At 60.6% G+C, this 19,970-nt stretch carries 25 protein-coding genes; 9 read left to right on the top strand and 16 right to left on the bottom strand.

What is annotated here, in order from left to right:
- Window positions 1-17: 17 nt before the first annotated feature.
- The 4 genes from G9Q84_RS23355 to G9Q84_RS23370 all read right to left on the bottom strand — a co-directional run bounded on the left by G9Q84_RS23355 (window position 18) and on the right by G9Q84_RS23370 (window position 5,162).
- Window positions 18-2,837: a TonB-dependent receptor gene (locus G9Q84_RS23355; protein WP_099602235.1), complete on the bottom strand. Its 2,820-nt coding sequence runs from the start codon at window positions 2,835-2,837 to the stop codon at window positions 18-20.
- A 139-nt stretch (window positions 2,838-2,976) separates the two neighbouring features.
- Window positions 2,977-3,936 carry a FecR family protein gene (locus G9Q84_RS23360; protein ID WP_181644174.1) on the bottom strand — a complete coding sequence of 320 codons (960 nt, stop codon included), beginning with the start codon at window positions 3,934-3,936 and terminating at the stop codon, window positions 2,977-2,979.
- A 109-nt stretch (window positions 3,937-4,045) separates the two neighbouring features.
- On the bottom strand, window positions 4,046-4,549 hold the full coding sequence (locus G9Q84_RS23365; RefSeq protein WP_032889474.1) for a sigma-70 family RNA polymerase sigma factor: 504 nt from the start codon (window positions 4,547-4,549) through the stop codon (window positions 4,046-4,048).
- Between the two features lie 121 nt (window positions 4,550-4,670).
- Window positions 4,671-5,162, bottom strand: a complete 492-nt coding sequence (locus tag G9Q84_RS23370; protein ID WP_122681818.1) for a P-loop nucleotide/nucleoside kinase family protein — start codon at window positions 5,160-5,162, stop codon at window positions 4,671-4,673.
- 79 nt (window positions 5,163-5,241) lie between these two features.
- On the opposite strand from G9Q84_RS23370, the gene dapF reads away from it, so the two are divergent.
- Window positions 5,242-6,045 carry a diaminopimelate epimerase gene (gene dapF / locus G9Q84_RS23375; protein ID WP_032889470.1) on the top strand — a complete coding sequence of 268 codons (804 nt, stop codon included), beginning with the start codon at window positions 5,242-5,244 and terminating at the stop codon, window positions 6,043-6,045.
- Here the strand turns inward: dapF and G9Q84_RS23380 are convergent.
- Together G9Q84_RS23380 and G9Q84_RS23385 are read right to left on the bottom strand one after the other, a co-directional pair.
- Window positions 6,033-7,175, bottom strand: a complete 1,143-nt coding sequence (locus G9Q84_RS23380; RefSeq protein WP_181644175.1) for an ATP-binding protein — start codon at window positions 7,173-7,175, stop codon at window positions 6,033-6,035. The genes dapF and G9Q84_RS23380 overlap by 13 nt on opposite strands.
- On the bottom strand, window positions 7,165-7,980 hold the full coding sequence (locus G9Q84_RS23385; RefSeq protein ID WP_099602237.1) for an alpha/beta fold hydrolase: 816 nt from the start codon (window positions 7,978-7,980) through the stop codon (window positions 7,165-7,167). The genes G9Q84_RS23380 and G9Q84_RS23385 overlap by 11 nt, the downstream gene beginning before the upstream one ends.
- 128 nt (window positions 7,981-8,108) lie before the next feature.
- On the opposite strand from G9Q84_RS23385, the gene G9Q84_RS23390 reads away from it, so the two are divergent.
- Complete coding sequence (locus tag G9Q84_RS23390) at window positions 8,109-9,338, top strand: TPM domain-containing protein (RefSeq protein ID WP_099602238.1); 1,230 nt, start codon at window positions 8,109-8,111, stop codon at window positions 9,336-9,338.
- A gap of 20 nt (window positions 9,339-9,358) precedes the next feature.
- Here G9Q84_RS23390 and G9Q84_RS23395 read toward each other — a convergent pair whose 3' ends face one another.
- Genes G9Q84_RS23395 through G9Q84_RS23405 form a run of 3 tightly spaced genes read right to left on the bottom strand, consistent with a single transcriptional unit; the run spans window position 9,359 to window position 11,567 of the window.
- Window positions 9,359-9,784, bottom strand: a complete 426-nt coding sequence (locus G9Q84_RS23395) for a GNAT family N-acetyltransferase (protein WP_032889463.1) — start codon at window positions 9,782-9,784, stop codon at window positions 9,359-9,361.
- 46 nt (window positions 9,785-9,830) lie between these two features.
- Complete coding sequence (locus G9Q84_RS23400; RefSeq protein ID WP_181644176.1) at window positions 9,831-11,030, bottom strand: hypothetical protein; 1,200 nt, start codon at window positions 11,028-11,030, stop codon at window positions 9,831-9,833.
- 36 nt (window positions 11,031-11,066) lie between these two features.
- Entirely contained in the window at window positions 11,067-11,567 is a 501-nt protein-coding gene (locus G9Q84_RS23405; protein ID WP_122764152.1) for a GNAT family N-acetyltransferase, read from the bottom strand.
- 205 nt (window positions 11,568-11,772) lie between these two features.
- On the opposite strand from G9Q84_RS23405, the gene G9Q84_RS23410 reads away from it, so the two are divergent.
- Window positions 11,773-12,240, top strand: coding sequence for a GNAT family N-acetyltransferase (locus G9Q84_RS23410; protein ID WP_181644177.1), 468 nt, complete (start codon window positions 11,773-11,775; stop codon window positions 12,238-12,240).
- A gap of 80 nt (window positions 12,241-12,320) precedes the next feature.
- Here G9Q84_RS23410 and G9Q84_RS23415 read toward each other — a convergent pair whose 3' ends face one another.
- A complete protein-coding gene (locus tag G9Q84_RS23415) occupies window positions 12,321-12,806 on the bottom strand; it encodes a hydrolase (protein WP_032889455.1) in 486 nt (161 codons plus the stop codon).
- Window positions 12,807-12,946: 140 nt separating this feature from the next.
- Between G9Q84_RS23415 and G9Q84_RS23420 the strand changes: the two genes are divergently transcribed.
- The gene (locus tag G9Q84_RS23420; protein ID WP_032889453.1) at window positions 12,947-13,276 is read left to right on the top strand and encodes a DHCW motif cupin fold protein; all 330 of its coding nucleotides are present in this window, start codon (window positions 12,947-12,949) and stop codon (window positions 13,274-13,276) included.
- 10 nt (window positions 13,277-13,286) lie between these two features.
- Here G9Q84_RS23420 and G9Q84_RS23425 read toward each other — a convergent pair whose 3' ends face one another.
- On the bottom strand, window positions 13,287-13,769 hold the full coding sequence (locus G9Q84_RS23425; RefSeq protein WP_095184506.1) for a copper chaperone PCu(A)C: 483 nt from the start codon (window positions 13,767-13,769) through the stop codon (window positions 13,287-13,289).
- On the bottom strand, window positions 13,769-14,374 hold the full coding sequence (locus G9Q84_RS23430) for an SCO family protein (protein WP_032889449.1): 606 nt from the start codon (window positions 14,372-14,374) through the stop codon (window positions 13,769-13,771). The genes G9Q84_RS23425 and G9Q84_RS23430 overlap by 1 nt, the downstream gene beginning before the upstream one ends.
- A gap of 181 nt (window positions 14,375-14,555) precedes the next feature.
- Here G9Q84_RS23430 and G9Q84_RS23435 point away from each other — a divergent pair, with 181 nt between their 5' ends.
- Both G9Q84_RS23435 and G9Q84_RS23440 read left to right on the top strand, forming a co-directional pair.
- Window positions 14,556-14,939, top strand: coding sequence for a DUF2946 domain-containing protein (locus G9Q84_RS23435; RefSeq protein ID WP_181639944.1), 384 nt, complete (start codon window positions 14,556-14,558; stop codon window positions 14,937-14,939).
- Window positions 14,940-15,001: 62 nt separating this feature from the next.
- Window positions 15,002-15,547: a putative natural product biosynthesis protein gene (locus tag G9Q84_RS23440; RefSeq protein WP_179178833.1), complete on the top strand. Its 546-nt coding sequence runs from the start codon at window positions 15,002-15,004 to the stop codon at window positions 15,545-15,547.
- Window positions 15,548-15,671: 124 nt separating this feature from the next.
- Here the strand turns inward: G9Q84_RS23440 and G9Q84_RS23445 are convergent, their stop codons facing one another.
- Window positions 15,672-15,953, bottom strand: a complete 282-nt coding sequence (locus G9Q84_RS23445) for a hypothetical protein (RefSeq protein ID WP_181644178.1) — start codon at window positions 15,951-15,953, stop codon at window positions 15,672-15,674.
- A 61-nt stretch (window positions 15,954-16,014) separates the two neighbouring features.
- Window positions 16,015-16,491 carry a hemerythrin domain-containing protein gene (locus G9Q84_RS23450; RefSeq protein ID WP_032889441.1) on the bottom strand — a complete coding sequence of 159 codons (477 nt, stop codon included), beginning with the start codon at window positions 16,489-16,491 and terminating at the stop codon, window positions 16,015-16,017.
- 324 nt (window positions 16,492-16,815) lie between these two features.
- Between G9Q84_RS23450 and G9Q84_RS23455 the strand changes: the two genes are divergently transcribed.
- Window positions 16,816-17,022: a PLDc N-terminal domain-containing protein gene (locus tag G9Q84_RS23455; RefSeq protein WP_095184509.1), complete on the top strand. Its 207-nt coding sequence runs from the start codon at window positions 16,816-16,818 to the stop codon at window positions 17,020-17,022.
- Between the two features lie 62 nt (window positions 17,023-17,084).
- Here the strand turns inward: G9Q84_RS23455 and G9Q84_RS23460 are convergent, their stop codons facing one another.
- Entirely contained in the window at window positions 17,085-17,645 is a 561-nt protein-coding gene (locus G9Q84_RS23460; RefSeq protein ID WP_032889437.1) for a type 1 glutamine amidotransferase domain-containing protein, read from the bottom strand.
- Between the two features lie 340 nt (window positions 17,646-17,985).
- On the opposite strand from G9Q84_RS23460, the gene G9Q84_RS23465 reads away from it, so the two are divergent.
- Together G9Q84_RS23465 and G9Q84_RS23470 are read left to right on the top strand one after the other, a co-directional pair.
- A complete protein-coding gene (locus G9Q84_RS23465) occupies window positions 17,986-18,417 on the top strand; it encodes a DNA methylase (RefSeq protein WP_095184510.1) in 432 nt (143 codons plus the stop codon).
- A complete protein-coding gene (locus tag G9Q84_RS23470) occupies window positions 18,414-19,151 on the top strand; it encodes a DUF72 domain-containing protein (RefSeq protein ID WP_242461477.1) in 738 nt (245 codons plus the stop codon). The genes G9Q84_RS23465 and G9Q84_RS23470 overlap by 4 nt, the downstream gene beginning before the upstream one ends.
- On the opposite strand, the gene G9Q84_RS23475 is transcribed toward G9Q84_RS23470, so the two are convergent.
- A complete protein-coding gene (locus G9Q84_RS23475; RefSeq protein WP_181644179.1) occupies window positions 19,116-19,901 on the bottom strand; it encodes a DeoR/GlpR family DNA-binding transcription regulator in 786 nt (261 codons plus the stop codon). The genes G9Q84_RS23470 and G9Q84_RS23475 overlap by 36 nt on opposite strands.
- Window positions 19,902-19,970 lie beyond the last annotated feature (69 nt).

The raw sequence follows: 19,970 nt of genomic DNA on the forward strand, positions 1-19,970 counted from the left end.
GCTAATCAGGTGGCTGGTTAGAAGCGGTAGCCGACTTCGAGCCAATATTGGCGGCCGACTTCATAGGTGACGGTCGAGCTGCCACTGCCGACGATCTCGTTGACGTGGTCGGTGACGTTGGTGATGTCCACCGCGGCGAACAGCGCCTGCTCCTTGCCTGTGGGGATTTCCCAACTGATGCGCATGTCCCACGTGGGGGCGGCCTTGACAGTCGCGGCGTCGTACACCGCCAGGTCATCGCCGTCGACGGTCACGGTTTTGCTGGTACTGACGATCTGTTCGTAGGGACCGCGATAGCGCAGGAAGTTACTGACGGTGAGGTTCCACTGCGGGATCTCGGTGATGGTGGTCAGGCGGGCTGTCCAGGGGCGATTGAAGTCGCTGGCAGGCAGGTCGCTATAGGCCATGCGCTTGCCGTCGTAGATCACGTCAGCATCGGCGAATTCATCGGCGTCGATACCTGACTCGTAAGTGCCGTAGGCGTCTTTGGTGCGTGACCAGTCAAAGGCTGCTTGCACGCTGGTGCGGGTGCCTTGCCAATTGAATTCCCCTTTGGGGGTGATGGTCAGGCTGATGTTATCGCTCTCGCTGGAAGCTTGGTTGGTGTAGGTGTAGTAGATGCTGTCATAGCCGGCTTGTGCTCCAAGGCCCAGCACGCGAGAGGAGGCCTTGACGATTTTGTCCTTGCCTTCGCGGTGCACGTACTTGAGGCGAAAGTCGGTGTCGAGCCAAACCTGATCAAGCCCCAGGGTCCATTCGTCATCGTAGGGGACCTTGAGGTCGGTCAGCTTGTTCAGGTTTTCCACTTGAGTGGAACGCCACGCGCCGTCTTGGGTGGTGCGGGTGTAGAGCGTGTTAAAACCCTGGCGACCGTCGGCCAGGCGGTATTTGAACAGGTTGCGGCCGTAGTAGCGGTTGACGCCGAATACCAGCACGGTACTGCGGTCACCGAAGAAGTCGTAGTCACCGGCAAAACGTGGGGCCAGGTTCTGTTGTTGCATGTAGTCGTCGCCTTCCAGGCGTAACCCCGGACGCAGGCCGAGCTTGCCGATCTGCATCGCGTCTTCGACGAACACTGCGTATTTGTTTTCCGTCAGGTCGATCTTGCCGGCGCCGTACTCCAGGCGCGTACCCGCCCACTGGCGGGTGGACCCGTTGAGCAGCGTACCGATGGAACACAGGTTGTCGTTGTTGGCGCAGGTGGCAATGCTGTCGCGCTTGTTGATGGTGGCGGAGGTGGCCATTTTTTCCCGCTCCCAGGTCGCTTGGGTGCGGGTCAGTTGCAGACCGGTGACCACTTTGTGTTCGGTGCCCGCCCAGTTGAAGGCCTGCCAGTCAGCCTTGAGTTTGTAGTCGATGCTGCTCTGGGTCTGGTCCAGGTTGCCATAGGCACCCTCGCCACTACGGGAGTTGGTAGTTTCCGGGCGACCCCAGTCTTTGGTCGTGGAGTAGAACCAGGCGATCGCGTCATTGGATTCGGAGCGGCGCGAGCTGTTGAGGTCGCTGACCGCCAGCGTGTGCGACCAGCGCGCCGTGTCGCCTTCCCATACGGCTTTGACCGAGCCCTGCCAGCCGCCGTTGATGTTGGTGAAATCAGCGTTGCGGTAGTTTTCGCGGAAATAGGTGTTTTCCTGGGGCGCCTGGATAAATGAACCGTCGAGGCTGAGCCTGTCGTTGACGTTCCAGTAGGACTTGACCATGTAGTTGTCGAGTTGACGCGTCTGGTCCCGAGTGTTCTCGCCGGTGGGGCTGTTGTAGCCCCCGGTGTAGGTGTTCAACGGAATGACCGAGCGCTTTTGCGAGAAGCTCAGGATGCCGCCGAAGTCTTCGGTCAGGTGGCCTTCGAGTCTGCCGCGCAGCGTCGTCTTCTCGAACTCGGGCTGGTATTGCTCGTTGGATGCGTTGTCGAAGTTAGCTTGGTCTTTCTCGGTGATGTGGTAACTCGTCCACGCCGACCGGCTCATGGAATAGGAGAATTTACCGTGCAGCGCCTGCGTGGGCCGACGGGTGATAGCGTCGACTACACCACCGTTGAATCCCCCATATTCGGCGGGCACGTTGCTGTCGTAGACCGTCACTTCCTGCAGCAGGTCGGCGTCCAGGGCGATGCCGTGGGAGCGACTCGGTGCTGCATCGAACTGACGGGTTTCGCCGTAGCCGTGGGCGCCGGGGTCGAGGTCGTTGTTGATCGAGATACCGTCGATCATGAAGTTGTTCTGGTAGAACTTGGCACCGTTGATGCTGATGTCCGCCGGGTCGATTTCTCCGGGGGTCTTGGAACTCTGCTGCGCACCGCTGAACTGCACGCTGGGGTGCATTTGCAGCAGCGTGGTGATGTCGCCATTGGCGCCGGGGAAGGCCTGGATCGCCTTTTGATCAATAACGGTGGCGCCCTGGAACGAGTTTTCCTGGGTGAAACCCAGCACCACCGTGCTGTCCAGCATTAAGGGTTCACCAGCAGCGGCATTGGGCAGGCGATGGAATACCAGCGCGCCATCCTGATAGCCCCAGCCGATGCCGGTCCCTTGCAACAGGTAAGCGAGGGCAGCGTCGTTGCTCATGTCGCCATTCACACCGGGGGAACTCACGCCCTTGAGCAGCTGCGGGTCAACGCTCACTTGCTTGCCGCTCTGTAGGCCGAAGGCGATCAAGGCGCCGGCCAGCGGCTGCGGCGGGATGTTGAACACGTGGCCCGAGGCGGGCGCATCGGGTTGCGCCAGGGCCAGCGGCAGCGGGCCAAATGCGCAGCAAAGCCCGAGCACGCTGGCGGCAGCACCTTTTTTCAGGCGCAGCGGCCACGTGCCCGGCGTACCGAACGGGTGAAGGGTGTGTGTCATGCAAAGATCCCCGCGCCGGCACAAAAAACCGGCCAGTCAATGAATACGAATAAATCTCAATTGCTGCGCGCGGGACAGAAGACGGGACAGCGCGGGGGATTTTCAGAAAAAAGCTGAATTATTTTTAAATGCCGGGAAATTACTTGCTCAACACCAGCAGCCACGGGCTGTAGGCGCTGACTTTTGCGCCGTAGGGTTGCAGCACGGCCTGCAACGCCGCCTTGGGTTTGCGCAGGTCGTAAACCCCCGTGACCCGCTGCGCACCCAGTTGCTTATCGCGCAGCACAATGATGGCGGGTGTATAGCGGCGCAGTTGTTCCAGTACCTCGTTGATCGGCAGGTCATCGGCAATCAACTGGCCCTGACGCCAGGAAGCAGCCTGGCTGGGGGAAAAACTGCCGAGTTCGGCGCGCCCGGCGCGCAAGGTGAGGCGTTGCCCCGGCACGAGGCTGGCGAGGGTGCGGCGGGCTTGCGCATCGGTGACATTGACCGAGCCTTGTTGCACGGCGACGCTCGGATCATCCGGCGTGGCATTGACGTTGAACGCGGTGCCGGTCACGGTCACGCGCAATGTCGTGGTCAATACATGAAAGGGTTTGCTCTTGTCCGGCGTCACCTTGAAAAACGCCTGGCCGGTCAGCAATCGCACATCGCGGTGATTGTCGGCGATGTCGACGGCAATCGCCGAATGGCTGTCGAGTTGCACCACGCTGCCGTCACTGAGGGTGATGTCGCGGGTTTCCCCAGCGCCGGTGCGGTAATCGGCTTGCCAGCGCAGCAGCAGGCTCGGCGCCAACGCCACCACCAGACACGCCGCGATGGCAGCGGCGACCCAGCGTCGAACCCGGCGCGGGCGGCCGGTGTAAGGCTGCAGTGGCGCTGCGGGCTGTGGCCAATGTTCTGCGCTGACCGGCGCTACATGCCCAGTCAACTGCCATACGCGTTCAGCCTTGCGATAGGCCTTGGCATTGGCCTCGCTGGCTGCGCACCAATCGGCCACTTGCCCACGCAGGTCCGCATCCAGCGGGGCCTGTTGCACGCGCATCAGCCAGTCGAGGGCCTGGTCGCGGCGGGCGTTGGCGCTATCCTCGGTGGGCATGAATGGCGTATCTCCGCAGGCAAAAAACGGCGGGCAGGATCCCATGGATTCGCCCTTCACCGCAAAAGACGCATCAGCAGAGTTTTTTTTCAGAAAAGTTTCGGTGCGCTCAGTCATCGTCCACCTCCAGGCAGTCCATGCAGTGGCGCAGCGCGTCGTGAACCAGTTGATGCACCAATGCAGTCGACACCCCCAAAGCGGCGGCTACCTGTTGCAACGTGAACCCGCCCAGCCGATGCATTTCAAAAGCGCGGCGGGTGCGCTCGGGCAATTGGGCCAAGGCGCGGGAGATGGCTTCCAGTTCATTCTGGCTGCTCACTTCACGCTCAGGGGAGGCGCTGCTGGAGGGCAAGTCGTTGAGCAATTCGTCGCCACCGGGCTGCACCCGCTCGGTGGCGGTGCGGCGCGTCAAGTCCAGGGCAAGGTTGCGCACGATGCGGTACAGGTAGCTGGCCGGGTGGCGGATATCGGCCTGCTCATCCTGGCCGCTGAAACGCAACCAGGCTTCCTGCACCACGTCCTCGGCGCGCGCGCGGCAGCCCACGATGGGCGTGGCATAGTCCAGCAGCGCGGCCCGGTGGGTCAGGTAAAGCTGGAGTTTTTCATCCGCCAAGAGAGTCAGCTGCCTGCGCGCGACTGTGCCGCGTGGCACAGACTGGGAAGTGAGAGGGCGCGGAGTTTAGCGGTGGTTGATAATGGTTATCAACAACTTGATCGCTTTTGTTGCGCGGCAATCAACGGCGCAAGTGCTTGAGGAGCTTTTCAACAGCCTGCGCCGCATCGATCTGGGCGGTGTCGACCGTCAATGGCGCGTCATCCCAAGGTTCGTATTCATGAACCAATACCGACTGCCAGCTCGGCGCAATTAGCCCTGGAATATCGCTCTCACGGCTTTCGACGCGGCGTTGGTGCTCACGCGTATCAGAGCAAACGATTTGGATATCGACCAACGCCACCCCCGCCGTTGCGGCAGTTGCTCGCCACGCCGCGCGGCTTTCCTGCACCGGGTTCACGCAGTCGGCGACCACCGTATGCCCCAACTGCAAGTTGCTCAAGCCCAGAGCGTTCGCCACGCCATAGCCGCTGGCGCCCGGCACCACAGCTGCATCGCGAAGCGCTTGCTCGATGACATCGATGCGCAGGTAAACCGCATTGAACCGGCGTGCCAGTTCGCGGGCAATCGTGGTCTTGCCGGTGCCGGGCAAGCCGCTGAAGACGATAAGCATGGTTCGGTCCTTCGATAGGTCACAGGGGCGGGTTCAGGGTATCCTCCACTTCCTCCACAGGTCGACCCCAGGACACTCCATGCCCTTGCAGTTCGTAAAAATGCACGCCCATGGCGATGACTTCATCATCGTCGACCGCCGTGGCCTGGACGACCCGATCACCCCACAGATCGCCCGCCGCCTGGGCAATCGCCACACTGGCATCGGCTTCAATCAACTGGCCGTGGTGCTTGATTGCGAAGATGCCGTCGCGCGTATCAAGTTCTGGAACCCCAACGGCACAGCGCTGCAAACCTGCGGGAGCGCCACCCGAGGCGTGGCCGACCGTTTGATGCATGAAATCGGCGGCGATTCGGTTGTGCTGCGCACTGACCGTGGCCTGCTGACCTGCGTGCGCGAGTCGGGGCGGCGGGTGTCGGTGAACATGGGCGAGCCGTCGTTGGACTGGGCATCAGTGCCGCTGGCCGAGGCCATGGACACGGGCACATTGCCGATCGACGGCAGCCCTGCGGCGTGCAGTATGGGCAATCCCCATTGCACGTTTTTTGTCGACGACATCAACGCCATCGATGTGGCCGCAGTAGGCCCGGCGTTGGAGCTTCATCCGTTGTTCCCGGCCAGGACCAATGTGCATTTTGTGCAGGTGCTGGACCGTGGGCATATCCGCCTGCGCATCTGGGAGCGTGGCGGTGGCGTGCCGTTGGGTTCCGGTTCGTGCTGTTGCGGGGCGGTGGTCAATGGCATCCGGCGCGGCTTGCTGGATGCCACGGTGCAGGTGCAGTGCGATGGCGGCACGGTCACCGTGCACTGGGCGGGCGAGGGCGGCGTGGTGTTGACCGGCAGTGTCGAGCCGATCATGCAGGGCAGTGTCTATCTGTCCTGAAACTTCACCGTAAACGTGGTGCCGGTGTTGGTGCAGGAACTCACCGCCACATCGCCGCCATGCACTTTTGCCAGCTCGCGCACGATATACAGCCCCAGGCCCACACTGCGTACGTCACTGCCCTGGTCGGTGCCGCGGGTCATGGGCTCGAACAGCCCGGTCAGCAAGGCTTCGGGAATTGCCGGGCCGTGGTTGTGCACGGCGACTTCACACGCGCCATCACCCAGGTTCGAGGTGATGGTGATGGGCAGCAGCGGGTCGCCATAAGCCACGCTGTTGGCCACCAGGTTGCCGATGATCTGCTGCACACGGTCTGCGTCCAGACACGCGCCGCCACTGCCTTTGGCCTGATGCTCCAACGTCGCTTTGGGGAATGCCACACGCAGCTCATCCACCGTGCGATGAATCACGTCATGCAGGTCCAGCGGCGCCGCCTTGATGCTGATGCCCTGGCCGACCCGGGCCTGGGTGAAGTCCAACAGGTCGGCGATCATGCGTTGGGCGCGTTCGGATGATTGGCCGATATGCCCAAGTAGCTGGCGTTCTTTGGCGGTGCGCTCGCCACGGTTGAGAAAGTCCGACGCCATGCGGATCGCCGTAAGGGGGTTTTTCAGGTCATGGCTGACAATCGCAACCATCTGCTCGGCAAACAGTGCGCGGCGCTGGGCAATGGCGTAGGCCTCGCTCAGTTCGGCCTGTGCCTGGTGCAGCGCCAGTTCGGTAGCGGTCTTTTCCTGCAGCAGCGCTTCGGCCAGGTTGCGGGCGTTGAGCAACTCGCGCTCGTACTTGTCCCGGTCGGTGGTGCCGAACAACGCCAGGTCGTGCACTACAGCGCCGGCCTGTTCGCGTTTGTTGCCGTTGAGCAGCACGGTCACCTTGTGCCCGTCGTGGTGCAGCATGTCCAACTTCACTTCGGTGACGCTGCCGTGCATGCGCAGCATCGGCGCCAGGTGGGTCTGGTGGAAGATCCGCCCGCCTATGGTCAGCAGGTCCTGGAAGCGATGGCCGCACAACTCGGCATTGCTGAACCCCAACCAATCACTGAAGCGCGCGTTGGCTTGCAGGATCGTGCCGTCTTCCGAGGTGACGGCCAGGGCGCAGGCGGCGCTGTCGAACAGCTCAGTGGGCACGGGAAACCGCCCAAGGCGCGAGGAATGTGTCCATGGCCGCCGCGCAGGCTTGCGGCGCGCTCATGTGGGGGCAGTGGCCGACGTTAGCCACCAGGCAATAGGTGCTGTTGGGCAACACGCGGTGCAGGTATTCGCCCACGGCCACGGGGGCAATCAGGTCGTCGCTCGATTGCAGGATCAACACCGGGGTGGTCAGGCCGATCACGTCCTGGCGGTTGTCGGACATGAAGGTGACGCGAGCGAATTGCTTGGCGATGTCCGGTTCGGTGCGGCAGAAACTGTCGGTCAGTTCGTCACTCAGCGCTGGTTGCCCAGGCGCGCCCATGATCACCGGAGCCATGGCGCTGGACCAACCGAGGTAGTTGCTGTCGAGGGTGTCGAGCAGGTCGTCGATATCGCTGCGCTTGAAGCCGCCTACGTAGTCATCGATATCGATATAGCGCGGTGAGGGACCGATCATCACATGGGCAGCGACACGGCCGGGGCTCAGGCGATCGGCGAGGGTGCCGATCATCGCGCTGACCGAGTGCCCCACCAGAATCACCGGGCCTTCGGCATAGGCGTCGATGATCTCGTTGAGGTCGCGGGCGTAGCCTTCCAGCACGTTGTATTTGGTCTTGTCGAAGGCGCTCAGGTCAGACAGACCGGCGCCCACCAAGTCATACATCACCACGCGAAAGCGGTCTTCAAACTGCGGTGCCAAGTATTTCCACATGGCCTGGTTGCAGCCGAATCCATGGGAAAACACCAGGGTCGAAGCCCCGCGGCCCATCACAGTAACGTTGTTGCGGTGGCGTAGGTCCATGTGGGTCCCGAAATTATGGCGTATTGCTATATACGCGGCAGTTTAGATAGTCATCGGCGTGGGGTCACGCGTTATAGCGCTGATAAGGTAAAGTCGGCGCCTTCAGGAAGAAACTTCAGGTAACAAACATGATGCGGTGGTTACGGCAATCTCTCTCGATTCTGCTGGTAGTGGTGTTCACCAGCCCGTTAATCAGCGCCCAGGCTGACACCTCGCCGATTGGCATCGCCCTTGACCAGCGGGTGATCGACCTCACCAACACCCTCGACACCAGCACCACCACTCGTCTGAAAGAGCAGCTCGCCGCCCTCGAACAACGCAAAGGCGCCCAGGTGGCCGTGTTGCTGGTGCCCTCAACTGGCGAGGCGAGCATCGAGGATTACGCCAACCAACTGTTCCGCGCCTGGAAACTGGGGCGCAAGGACGTCAACGACGGCATCCTGCTGGTGGTGGCCAAGGCTGATCGCAAGGTGCGTATCGAAGTGGGCTACGGCCTGGAAGGCACCGTCACCGACCTGTTGGCCCACCGCATCATTGAGGAGCACATTACGCCGGCGTTTCGTCGGGGCGACTACGCGGGCGGCATCAGCCAAGGCGTGGATGATCTGGTCGTGCTGGTGGACGGCGGAGAGTTGCCTCAGGTGACAGGCCCCGGCGTTGCGCCCGAGGCCATCGCGGTGTTGCTCGCGTTTATCGTTGGTGCGATTGGCGGCGTGCTGATGGCCGCGCGAAAGCTGGGTTGGCGCGGGGCGTTAATCGCCACGGCCGCCGTCACTGTGTTGCTGGTGGTGTTCGCCGGTGGCCGGGAATGGCCGGTGTATCTGCTGGTATTGCCGCTGAGCATCCTGATTGGCGGCGCCACCTTCGGCGCATTGTGGCTGGCGCGCACGGCGTTCTACTGCGTGATGGGGGTGCTGGCCTATGTCGTCGGTGTGGTGATAGCCAACCGGTTTGTAGAGGTCAGTTATGTCCATTGGCTGGTGTGGCCGTTTGGCGGGGCGTTAGTGCTGGGCTTATACCTTGGGTTGTACTTCGTCATCAAAGCATCCTGGAAAAAGAGCCCGCGCTTTTTCCTCCTGCGTGCGTTGGCGGTCACGGCTGTCTACGTTGCCGCAGGGATGCTGCTGGGGCACGGTTACCAGGGCTGGATCGTGGCGATCCCCGTGGCCTCCTTCGTGGCGTTTATTGTGTTTGTGCAGAGCATTGCCAGTTCCGGGTCGGGTTCGAGTCGGAGTTCCGGTTCAAGCTCCAGCTCTAGTGGCTCCAGCTCTAGCTCCAGCTCCAGTGGCTCCAGCTCCAGCAATTCCTCCGGGGGCGGCGGTTCCAGTGGCGGCGGCGGGGCTTCGGGGAGTTGGTAAGCCTGACGAGGCCCTGACCGTTACAGCTGTTTAGAGAGAAAAACGCGGCTGCTGCCTTGGGGCGCGCAGGGTATTTCCCCAAACCGCACCCATCCATTTTTCTCGTAAAACCCCGGCGCCTGAAAGCTGATGGTGTACAGCACCGCATTCAGGCAGCCCCGACGCCGAGCTTCGTCTTCAAAAGCTTTCAGCAACTGGCTGCCGAGGCCCGTGCCACGCAGGGAGTCGGGCAGGTGAAACAGGTCAAGGAAGGCCATGCCGAACGCTGTTCTACCCGTAATGCCTCCCAAGACTTCCTGGGTGTGCGGGTCTCTGATCAACACCGTCAAAGGGCGCCGGTCATGGTAACCGGCGGCCTGTTCGTTGAAGGCGGCCAGGCCGCTACTCAGGATGCGCTCGGCGTCGGGGTTGGGTTGGTCGCTGATTTCAATCTGAGCATGCTGCATCGCGATGGCGTCCGTGTTGTGCCTAACCTTGGCGCTGGCCCGTGGTTCAGTGGGGCGAGGCGTCTGATGAGTGTTCGGGTGATGCTTGTCCTGTTTTGTTTCCAGAGGGCGTTGCAGCGTCTGTTGCCGGCGCCGACTTCCTGGGTGTGCGAATCGCGTTGCTGCTTTGAGTGAGCACACAGTAGTCGGAATGTTCCGGCCACTCCTTGAGCGTTTTGTTGATCAGGCGGGTTGGGCACAAAAGCAGCACATCGCCGAAGGAAAACAGTGGGAATGCCGATACCACCGGTTGTCCACGCAAGGTCTCGACATTGCCCCACACTGCGCTTTCGAAGTCTTCCTTGGCGTAGGTTTTCGTCAGCAGGAACCTGGCCTCGACCACGGTGTGCGCGTCCATGACACGTGCTGCCGCGTAAACGATTGTCGCAGGGCTCCCCGGCGAAATACCAATCACCATGCTCCCGGTAATGAGCACTGCCAGCAGGCACAGGCCCAGGCGCTTGAACAGGTCAGCCTTGCTGACATAGAACACCACCACGGGCGTTAGCGTGACGCTGGCGGCGAACATCGAGATGAACATCAACTGCCTGACGGCTTCAGGCGTGTCCTCGCCCGTATAGGCTTTCAGTACAAGGCTGGCAGGAAACACCGCGGAAATCACTGTACTGACCAGCAACAATGCCACCATCAACATGAACCAGCAGCGTAGGGACCAGCTATTGGCATTGCTGGGGCTCGCCATGGTTGCGCATGTGTCGACCGCGACCCTGAATGTCTTGGTTGCCAGCAGGGTGCCTAGTGACACAACGAGCCAGAGCAGTGTCCAGCCGAGTTTTTCCCCGTCACTCAATGCAGGTCCTTCAAAGATCTGCCACAGCAATAGCAGGATGCCTGTCAGCACAGGCAGCAGAAGCAGACCCACCAACCGGTTCTGCAGAGAGGTGATGTCATTGAACAAGGACACCGTGAGCCCGAACAGTACTGTGGTTGAGAGCAGAATCAGCAGATATACGCCAAGCATGCCGATCACTGTTGCCAACCAGGGGATCAGCGCGGACTTTGCCTCAATCGCGGCAGCCATCACATCCGGCCGGCCAATCGCAGTGGCATAGGTCGACAGCGTATAAAACCCCAGCAAGGTGCCCATCCCGGCGAAAATAACGCTAAGGGGCGCCCAGTAGGTCAGGACCCGTTTGAGGTTTTTTTTCAGGGCTTGTTGAAAGGTCAGCGGTCTTGCGTGAATCACGTCGTGGTTCCTTCACGGGTGGTCGATGAGCAGGATTCAAGGATGGCTGAGGCGCATCACCATCTCATGCCACGCCATCCCGCCGTGATCCGAAGGCGAAGGCCGAACATAGGTGTAACCCAGCCGCGCGTACAACGGCACATGCCGCTCCTTGCACATCAGGTGAATGGTTCGTTTGCCTAGCGTCTCCATGCGCTGCACAAACTCGCTCATCAACACCGTGGAATAGCCGTTGCCCTGATGCGCTGGGTCGACCACCACCGACATGATCACCACATTCGGCGCCTCGGGTGCATGCCCCACCAACTCCTTGAATGCCTCGTCCGACATCACCACTTCATGGGCGCAGCCACTGTTGATAAATCCCACCACCTCGCCATCGGCTTCAAGAATCAGGAAGCCTTGCGGGTACAACGCAATGCGCGTGGCGATCTTCTCCAGGGTCGCGGCTTCGTCGCCTTCGTAGGCAGTGATTTCTATCTCAAAGCAACGGGCAGCGTCGGCGGGGAGGGCGTTGCGCAGGGTGAGGGCGGGCATGCAGGTTCCTGGAGCATTGATTGAAAGGGCACATGATAGATACAAACCCGCCACGTGGCACAGTCTACGGTGTATGTCGCGACATTCTGACTGTTGCACTGCCCCCAGCATCGCGCCACTCGATCGCGCTAATATAAAAAACACGTCTGGCTCCAAGGTATCGATCAGGCCTTGAAGTCACCAACACGCATAAAGGAAGGACCCTGTGCTGGAAATAAAACGCGCCACCCCCGAAGACGCCAACGCCGCTTTTGACATCCGCCGCGAAGCCATCCGCAGCCAATGCATCGGTGCCTACACCGCTGAGCAAATGGCGCTCTGGACTCGCGGCAGTGCCGACGATGGTTACAGCACGTTGATGGAAAAACCGTTTTACCTCGGCTGGGTAAACGATGAACCGGTCGCCACCGGCATGCTCGACCTCGACAACAATGAAGTGGGCGCGTTGTTTGTACTACCGCAGTTCACCGGGCGTGGGTACGGCAAGGCGATGCTGGATCATCTTGAGGCGCTTGCGCGGGAACTGGAGTTAGCAGAGGTGGTGCTGGATGCGACGTTGAATGCGGCGAGTTTCTATCGGGCATGCGGCTATGTGGGGGAGCAGCCGGCGATCTACCACTCGCCGTCGGGGCTGGAGTTGGCGTGTATACCGATGATTAAGCGGATTGAATGAGCAGCGCTGCCCAATGAGGGGCTTACTGGCGATAGCGGTGGTTCAGGCAACAAAGCTCTCGACGCCGTCCTTGCCCCTCATCAGGTACGGAAAGCCGCGCGCAGCCGCTCTATAACCGCGTCAACCGAATCCCCATGAACCTGCGGCGGCACCCGACTTTCCCCAAATTCGCGCCACACAAACAGCGTCAACTCGGCGCCGTCGGTCTGCGCCTGCGCATGGCCGGGCGCGGCAAAGCTATGCAGCAATCGATAACGCTCATCCCGCCAGAACGCATCTTCCACCCAGTCATACACCGGGATGAAATGAAAATGCAGCGGGAACCCAGGCATATGCCCGTAGCGGCTGATGTACAGCCACTTGGGTTCGAGTTGGGCCTCCATGACCCGCTGGGTCCTGGCCAGTAACCCACCCAGTTCGGCCAGTGCGGCTTCCGGCATGTCGGCCAGGGAATGAATACGCGCCTTGGCACCCAGCATCAGGTAGCCCGGCAGTTTTGACGCCAGGTGATGGTTGAGCTGCCAGTGCTCGGTCTCAAGCAGGATGTAAGCAGGGTCGATCTGCATCAGCGCGCATCCACGGGAACAAGACCGGCAGGATAACAAGCGTCGCCACCTGTATCCCACAAAAGCATGGGATCTGTGTCTGTCGCCTACCGTTGCAGGCCGATAGCCTTCCTCCACCACAACTCACGACTGAGCCCCCCATGAACCTCACCGCTGTCCCCTTTGGCACCACCGACTGGTCCGCCATCGACCCCGTCGTTTACCCCGGCGTTACCGGCCATGCGCTGTGGCGCACCTGCCATTTCGGAAACACTCGTGTACGCATGGTGGAGTACACCCCCGGCTACCTGGCCGATCACTGGTGCAAACGCGGGCATGTGTTGTTGTGCCTGGAAGGCGAGTTGGACACGGAGTTGGAAGACGGCCGTCAGTTCACGCTGACGGCCGGGATGAGTTACCAGGTAGGTAATGACATGGAAGCGCATCGCTCATCGACGAGCGTTGGGGCGAAGCTGTTTATCGTGGATTGATGCAGCACGGTCAGTGCATCTTGCTGTGGTCCATATGGCTATGGTCCACACCATCCAAACCACGTGCTGGCGCGGTCACTTCGACGGTCTGCTGTTCACCCTTGGCGTTTTCCACCGTCAGGGTCAGCGGTACTTGGTCGCCTTCCTTGATCTGCCCGGTCAGGCCCATCAGCATCACGTGGTAGCCATTCGGGTCGAGTGTGACGGCCTTGCCTGCGGGCAAGGCCACTGCGTCTACCGGGCCCATGCGCATGACGTCGTCTTTCATGCTCATTTCATGGATCTGCACGTCCTTTGCCACCGGCGATGCCACACGCAGTAACTTGCTGTCGCTGTCGGCCGTGACGGTCATGAACGCGCCGCTGGACGGCTGGCCCTGCACCGTGGCGCGCACCCAGGCGTCGGTCACTTGCACCTGGGCGCTGGCGTGGGCGGCGAAACCCAAGAGGGCGAGGCCGAAGGTGAAGCGCTTGAGGTGTTGAACGGCAGTCATTAGCAGACCTCCATGACGGTGAGCAGGTCTTCTGCGCACTCTTTTGCGGTAAGGGATGCTTGCAGGCCCAGGCGCAGGTTGCCGCGCGTGTCGAAGACGAAACTGGTGGCCGTGTGGGACAGCGTGTAGGTGTCGCCGGCGGGGATCTTTTCATAAAAGATCCCGAACTCCTTGGCGGCCACGGCGATTTCTTCGGGGGTGCCGTACAGCGCTTCGAAGCTCGGATCGAAGGCCTTGACGTACTTGTCGAGAATCTCCGGTGTGTCGCGTTCCGGGTCGAGGGTGATAAAGATCACCTGCATGATCTCGCCGTCGCGGCCCATCAGCTTCTTGGCTTGGGCGGCGCGGGCGAGGGTGGTCGGGCACACGGCCGGGCACTGGGTGAAGCCGAAGAACACCACCGGCATCAGGCCACGGTAGGAGCTGAGGGTGACGGTGTCGCCCTCGGTGTTCTTGAGCTTGAAGGTGCGGCCCATGATCTTGTCGCTCAAGTCCTTGCCGTACTTGAAGTTCAACCTGGGGCTGTTGTCACAACCGGTCAGCAGGCCCAGACCCAGCAGGCCCATGCCGGTCAGGACCTTGCGGCGGGTGAATAACGTACTCATCAACTGTGCATCCTGTGAAACGCCTGCATTGCTCTGGATCTACACATCAGGCTTTGAAAAGGAGTAAACGAGGAGGGCGCCAAGTCTACCAACCCTGGCGATGGCACGTAATCTGCGACGTTCTGCCACAGGGGGCCGCCGTATTTCATCCCTTTGCGGCTTCGGTGGTAGAGTCGCCGCCATGAAATCGAGCCACCCCGACCGTTCGCCAATCGTCTGGACCCTGTACTTCTGCGTACTGATGAACCTGTTCGTGTGCGGTTTGGGCCATGGCCAGATGATGGGCCAGGAGCTCAATGGGATCGGCGGCGCGTTCTGTTCGGTGGACGGTAAGCAGGCGCCACTTTCCGACAAAGGGTTGGGCAGCCCGTCTTCCAGCAACATCTCGAACTACTTTGCCTGCCCGGTGTGCGCCTCGCTGACGGTCGCCCTGGTGTTCCTGATTGGACTGGCGTGGCTGTTGGGCCTCGAACAAACCCCGCGCCCGGCCCGTGAACAACGCAACAAGGCGCCGCCGCGCCATGCCTGGCCCTCGGCCAATCCCCGCGCTTCCCCCGCATTCTGACGTGTGCCTTGGGCTTCCTGTGACCAGGAGGCGTTCTATCGTCACGACTGTGAGTGCATTTCATGAACCAACAATTGCCTGCAGGCGCCAGTCGCCTGGTCAGCAAGGTGTCCCGTCGCCTGCGCGCGGAACCGGCGCGGGCTGAATACCCGAGTAACTCCCGCTGCTTCGTGCACTTGGATGCACGCCTTTTGCCCTACTGGCACACCCTGTTCGATATCTGCCCAGCCCTGCTCAAGCTCGACCCGCCCGAGGGCTTGAACCTGTTCCGCAGCTTTATGACCTGGGCCTATCGCAACCAGCCCGCGCAGGATTGGACCTACCACCTGAATGTGTGCCGCTGGTTGCTGAGCTCGACGTATCGCCAGCACATCGACGATGAGCCCATCGAAGCGTTCATGGCGGCCGCCGCAGCGTGTTGGGTCAACACCGATACCAGCCACGCGCAGGGGGTAGTCCTGGCCTGGCAATCGATGACGGTGTTCGATTGCAAGCAAGCGATGTTCGCCGACGCTGCACCCTCAGCCTTGCCACCCTCGCCATGGGATTTCGCCTGGTGCCCGTTGAATGCCCAAGGACGCTTCAACGACTGGTTGCCTGTGCCTTGATCGGTATCAAGGCGCGTGCGTATTGCGTTGGCACCAAATGGTGCAGCACATCGCAGCGTCGGTGGCGTGGCCCTGAACAGCGCGCGCTGACTGACAGGCTGCGCTGCCGATTACGGTTGAGCTGTCAGCTGCCGGTGCGCGGTTTTTGCTGACGGTCTTTGTCTCTATCGTCGCGGTCATCAGGCTTGGGAGTTTTGTCCGGCTGTTTGACGGTGTCCTGGCTTTTTTTGCCGCTGTCGGCCGGGCTGCTCGGGTACGTGCCGGGTGGCAGCGCGGAGCCTGAAGCCCCGTCGCCTGCAACAACATTGGCTGCAGGTGTCGGGTTGTCGCCGAAAGCGGCGAGGGCGGGTTGGCCTGAAAGAGCCGTCAGGCAGAGTGCAAGCACGATCCTTTGTCTATTCGTCATGATTCAATCCTCTTGATTCATCGAACACACCCGTGGACTTGTCCACGGGTCGACGGGTGCGTCACGCAGCCATTGGCTTGTCCGCCATCGCCTTCTTATGCGCGGCCTTCATGGCTTGCATTTGTTCACCCAGTTCTTCCAGTAGAGCTTTGCCCAGCAGTTTCTTCGCTTGAGGAAACATCTCGGTTTCCTCTTCTTCAATGTGGTGTTCCAGCAGTTCCTTGACCACCTTCACCCGACCGGAAAACTCGGTGGTGGACGGCTCCGTCTGCTTCAGGTCAGGCAGCACCAGCGAGTCGACGGTGCGATGCTCTTCCTTGGCTTCGTGGTACATGATGTCCTGCTCCTTGCCGCCGGCTTTACGGAACGCCGGGTACAGAATCTCTTCTTCAAGCTTGGTGTGCAGGCTGATTTCCATTTCGAGTTTAGCCAGCAACTCGGTGCGCTTTTTAACCCCGCGTTCGGTGGATTCGCTCAGTTGGGTCAACAATGCTTTAACACGTTCATGGTCGGCTTTGAGCAGGTCGATGGCATTCATGATGAAACCTCACAGTCAGGGTACGGGCGCGTCGAGGTGCGCGCGTTGTCTGGTAGGAAATTGCATAAGTCAGACCATCATGGATGATCGGTTAAACGTCATTCGAATCAATAAGTTGAGATTGATTTTAGAAAACCTGTGTCGTGCAGCTTGCATGGTCGGTCCCCAACCAGGTTGCATTAAACCCGCTTCTACCTGCGCACTGGACAGACGGAGGTGGCTCGGCATGTGCCGCAACCATTGGGCGAGAGCGCCCTGGCGTAATTTCGATGGAACCCTTGGGGGGAATGCTTGACCTAACCCTTAGACCTCAGGAGGTGAATCATGGAAATAAATTATGTCTGGATCGGTTTGGCGGTAATTCTGCTGCTCTTGGAATTGTGGGCAATTAACGTCGTATTGCGCAGTACCGGTGGCTGGGAGACCAAGGGGCTGTGGCTGGTGATCCTGATCTTTGTGCCGTTGCTGGGCCTGATTGCGTGGGCGATGTTCGGGCCCAAACGCGAGATGCCGGAACACCGCAAGAGCTGACGCCTAAGGCCGTTAGCAAACAGGCGCCCTATGGGCGCCTGTTTACGTTCAGGTGCCGGATATCAGCCAGCCAGCGCCTTGGCAATCGCCTCATTGAACGCCGGCAAATCGTCGGGTGTACGGGAGGTGATCAAGGTCCAGCCATTGGCGTTGCATTGCTTGACCTCGGCGTCGACCCAACCGGCAGCGCCGGCGTTTTCCAGGTCGATGCGGACGCTTTTGTAGGAGGTCAACGTCTTGCCTTTGATCACGCCCGCGTCGATCAGGGTCCACGGCCCATGACAGATGGCCGCAATGGTTTTGCCGTCGGCGGCGAAGTCCTTGATCAAGCGCAGCGCCGCTGCGTCCTGGCGCAGGGTGTCGGCGTTCACGGTACCGCCGGGGATCACCAGCGCATCAAAATCGCTGCTCTGCACATCCGACAGTTGCACCTCGGATTCCACGGTCCTGTCCTTTTCGGTATCACCGACAAACGTTTGGGTGCTGCCGCCCTTGCTGGAAGCGTGGGTCACCGTCGCGCCAAAACCGCGCAGCGCTTCCAGGGGCTTGAGCAACTCGTCGCGCTCGATGCCGGTGTTGGAGGTGATGATGAGGATTTTCTTTCCGTTGAGTTGCGAGGTCATGGTCGAGTGTCTCCTGGGTGAAGGGGGTTAATGGTCGTGTCTGGCCTGTCGCTTCCTGGCCATTTCAGCTTCGCCGATACCTGACTGTTGAGGGCGCGCGTGGGCAAAAGGTTTAAATTTTTTTGCGCCGATTTCTACGCTGAAATTTCCTTGAACTATCGAAATACCCAGGGCTCTGCTTCACACAGGACGCGATTTTTTGTGCGCCCTTAATTGCTTGGAGAGATACCGTGGCCGCTCCCATAACTGCCGTTAAAACGCCTGACCGTATGAGCTCGCAAGAGGCGCGCAAAAGTGCAGACTCAGCCGCCACGGCTGATCGCAAGCGGGGTCAATAAGCATGGCGCGCGCGATTACCGCTGCTGAATTGGGGATCGAACTCAAGCCTGACGACGACAGCGGCTTGTTCAAGTGGTTTATCGCCAGTTTCCTGATGGGCAAGCGAATCCAGGCACCCATTGCCGCACAGGCGTACAGGGTGATTGTGGAGCAGCAGGGGCGCGACACTGCCCGCAAGTTGCAGCACTGTACGTCGCGAGAGTTGGTGGCAATGCTGGGGCGTGCCCATTACGTTCGCTACGACGAATCTACTGCGCAGCGGCTGCTGGACCTCAGCGCGAAGCTGAACGCCGATTACGGGGGAAAGATCACTCACGTACGTCGCGCCAGTGCAGACCGCAAGGCGTTTGAGAACCGCTTGGCCGAGTTCGATGGCGTAGGCCCCAAGACCATCGAGATTTTCATGCGCGATGCGGCGGCGGTGCTGTTTTGACGGGTTTGTTGTACGTCGGCTGTGCGGGCTGGAGCTTGCCGCGTGAGCACTGGCAGGCGTTCAGCGACGCGGGCACCCATTTGCAGCGCTACGCGTCGCGCTTTAACGCGGTGGAGATCAACAGCTCGTTCTATCGTCCACACCTGCCGAAAACGTACGCACGTTGGGGCCAATCCGTGCCGTCTGCGTTTCGTTTTTCGGTGAAAGTGCCCAAACGTATTACCCACGAGTTGGGCCTGCAGCGTTGTGAAGCTGCGCTGGATGAGTTTCTCGAACAGTGCGCGCCACTGCGTGAACACCTGGGCTGCCTGCTGGTGCAACTGCCTCCCTCATTGAGCTATGAGCCCTCCAGTGCCAGCGTCTTTTTCATGGCTGTTCGCCGATGTTTTGCCGGCAATGTGGTGCTTGAGCCGCGCCACGCCAGTTGGCTGGCAGCTGAGGCGATGTTGCAGGATTTGCACATAGGACGGGTGGCAGTCGACCCACCCGTGATCGACGCCACGCCCACCTGCGCGGGATGGCAAGGCGTGCGCTATTGGCGCCTGCACGGATCACCGCGCATCTATCACAGCGCCTATGGCCCGGAGCGTGTACTCGGGTTCGCAAGGCACCTGAGCCGGTCGGCTGCAGATGGCATTCCTACCTGGTGCATTTTCGACAACATCGCCAGCGGCCATGCGGTGGCTGATGCCTTGTACCTACTCGACCTCAACCCGCAACACTTCCAACCCTAGCTGCTCGTACGCCTCCACACTCGGCACATGCCACTCGGTAATCAACGTATGAATCCGGCTGCACGGCGCCACCACAAACGGCTCCACCGCGCCGAGTTTGTCCGCCATGGTCACCGCGACCACCTGGGAGGCGCTGTCGAGCAAGGCTTGCTTGACCGCGACTTCATCAAAGTGCAGCGAGCTGATGCCTACTTGCGGATGCAATGCGCACACGCCGGTAAACAACAGGTCGGCCTTGATGCTTTGGATCAGGCGTACGGCTTCGTGGCCGCCGGTGGACAGCGTGGCCGGGTTGAGTTGGCCGCCGGCCAGAATCACGGTCACATTGGGATGGTCGGCCAAGGCAATGGCGATCATCGGTGAGGTTGTGACCACCGTCAGCCGGATTGCGCGCGGCAATGACTGGGCGATCTGCAGCGTGGTCGAGCCGGAATCGAACAGCACAATCTGGCCGTCTTCCACCCTCTGTGCGGCCAACTGCGCGAGTTGGCGTTTGGCGTCATTGGTCTCGCCGACCCGGGTGAAAAAATCTTTGCCTGTGTCCTTGGGCCGAGGCAGGGCGCCGCCGTGTACGCGCTGCAACAGGCCGGCGGCGGCGAGTTCGCCGAGGTCACGACGGATGGTGTCCTGAGACACCGCAAAGTGTTCCACCAGTTCCGAGGCGGTGACTTTGCCGTCGCGCTCCAGCAGCAACAGAATCTTCTGTTTGCGGAGGGAAGGCAGGTCGATGGCTTGATGATTGCTGTGCATGTTTTTGCGCTTTTTTGCGGGTTTGTGCGAGATTAGTCGCCCGTAGATATAAACGCAATCACTGGTTGA

The sequence above is a fragment of the Pseudomonas sivasensis genome (assembly GCF_013778505.1).
GTDB classification, from domain to species: domain Bacteria; phylum Pseudomonadota; class Gammaproteobacteria; order Pseudomonadales; family Pseudomonadaceae; genus Aquipseudomonas; species Aquipseudomonas sivasensis.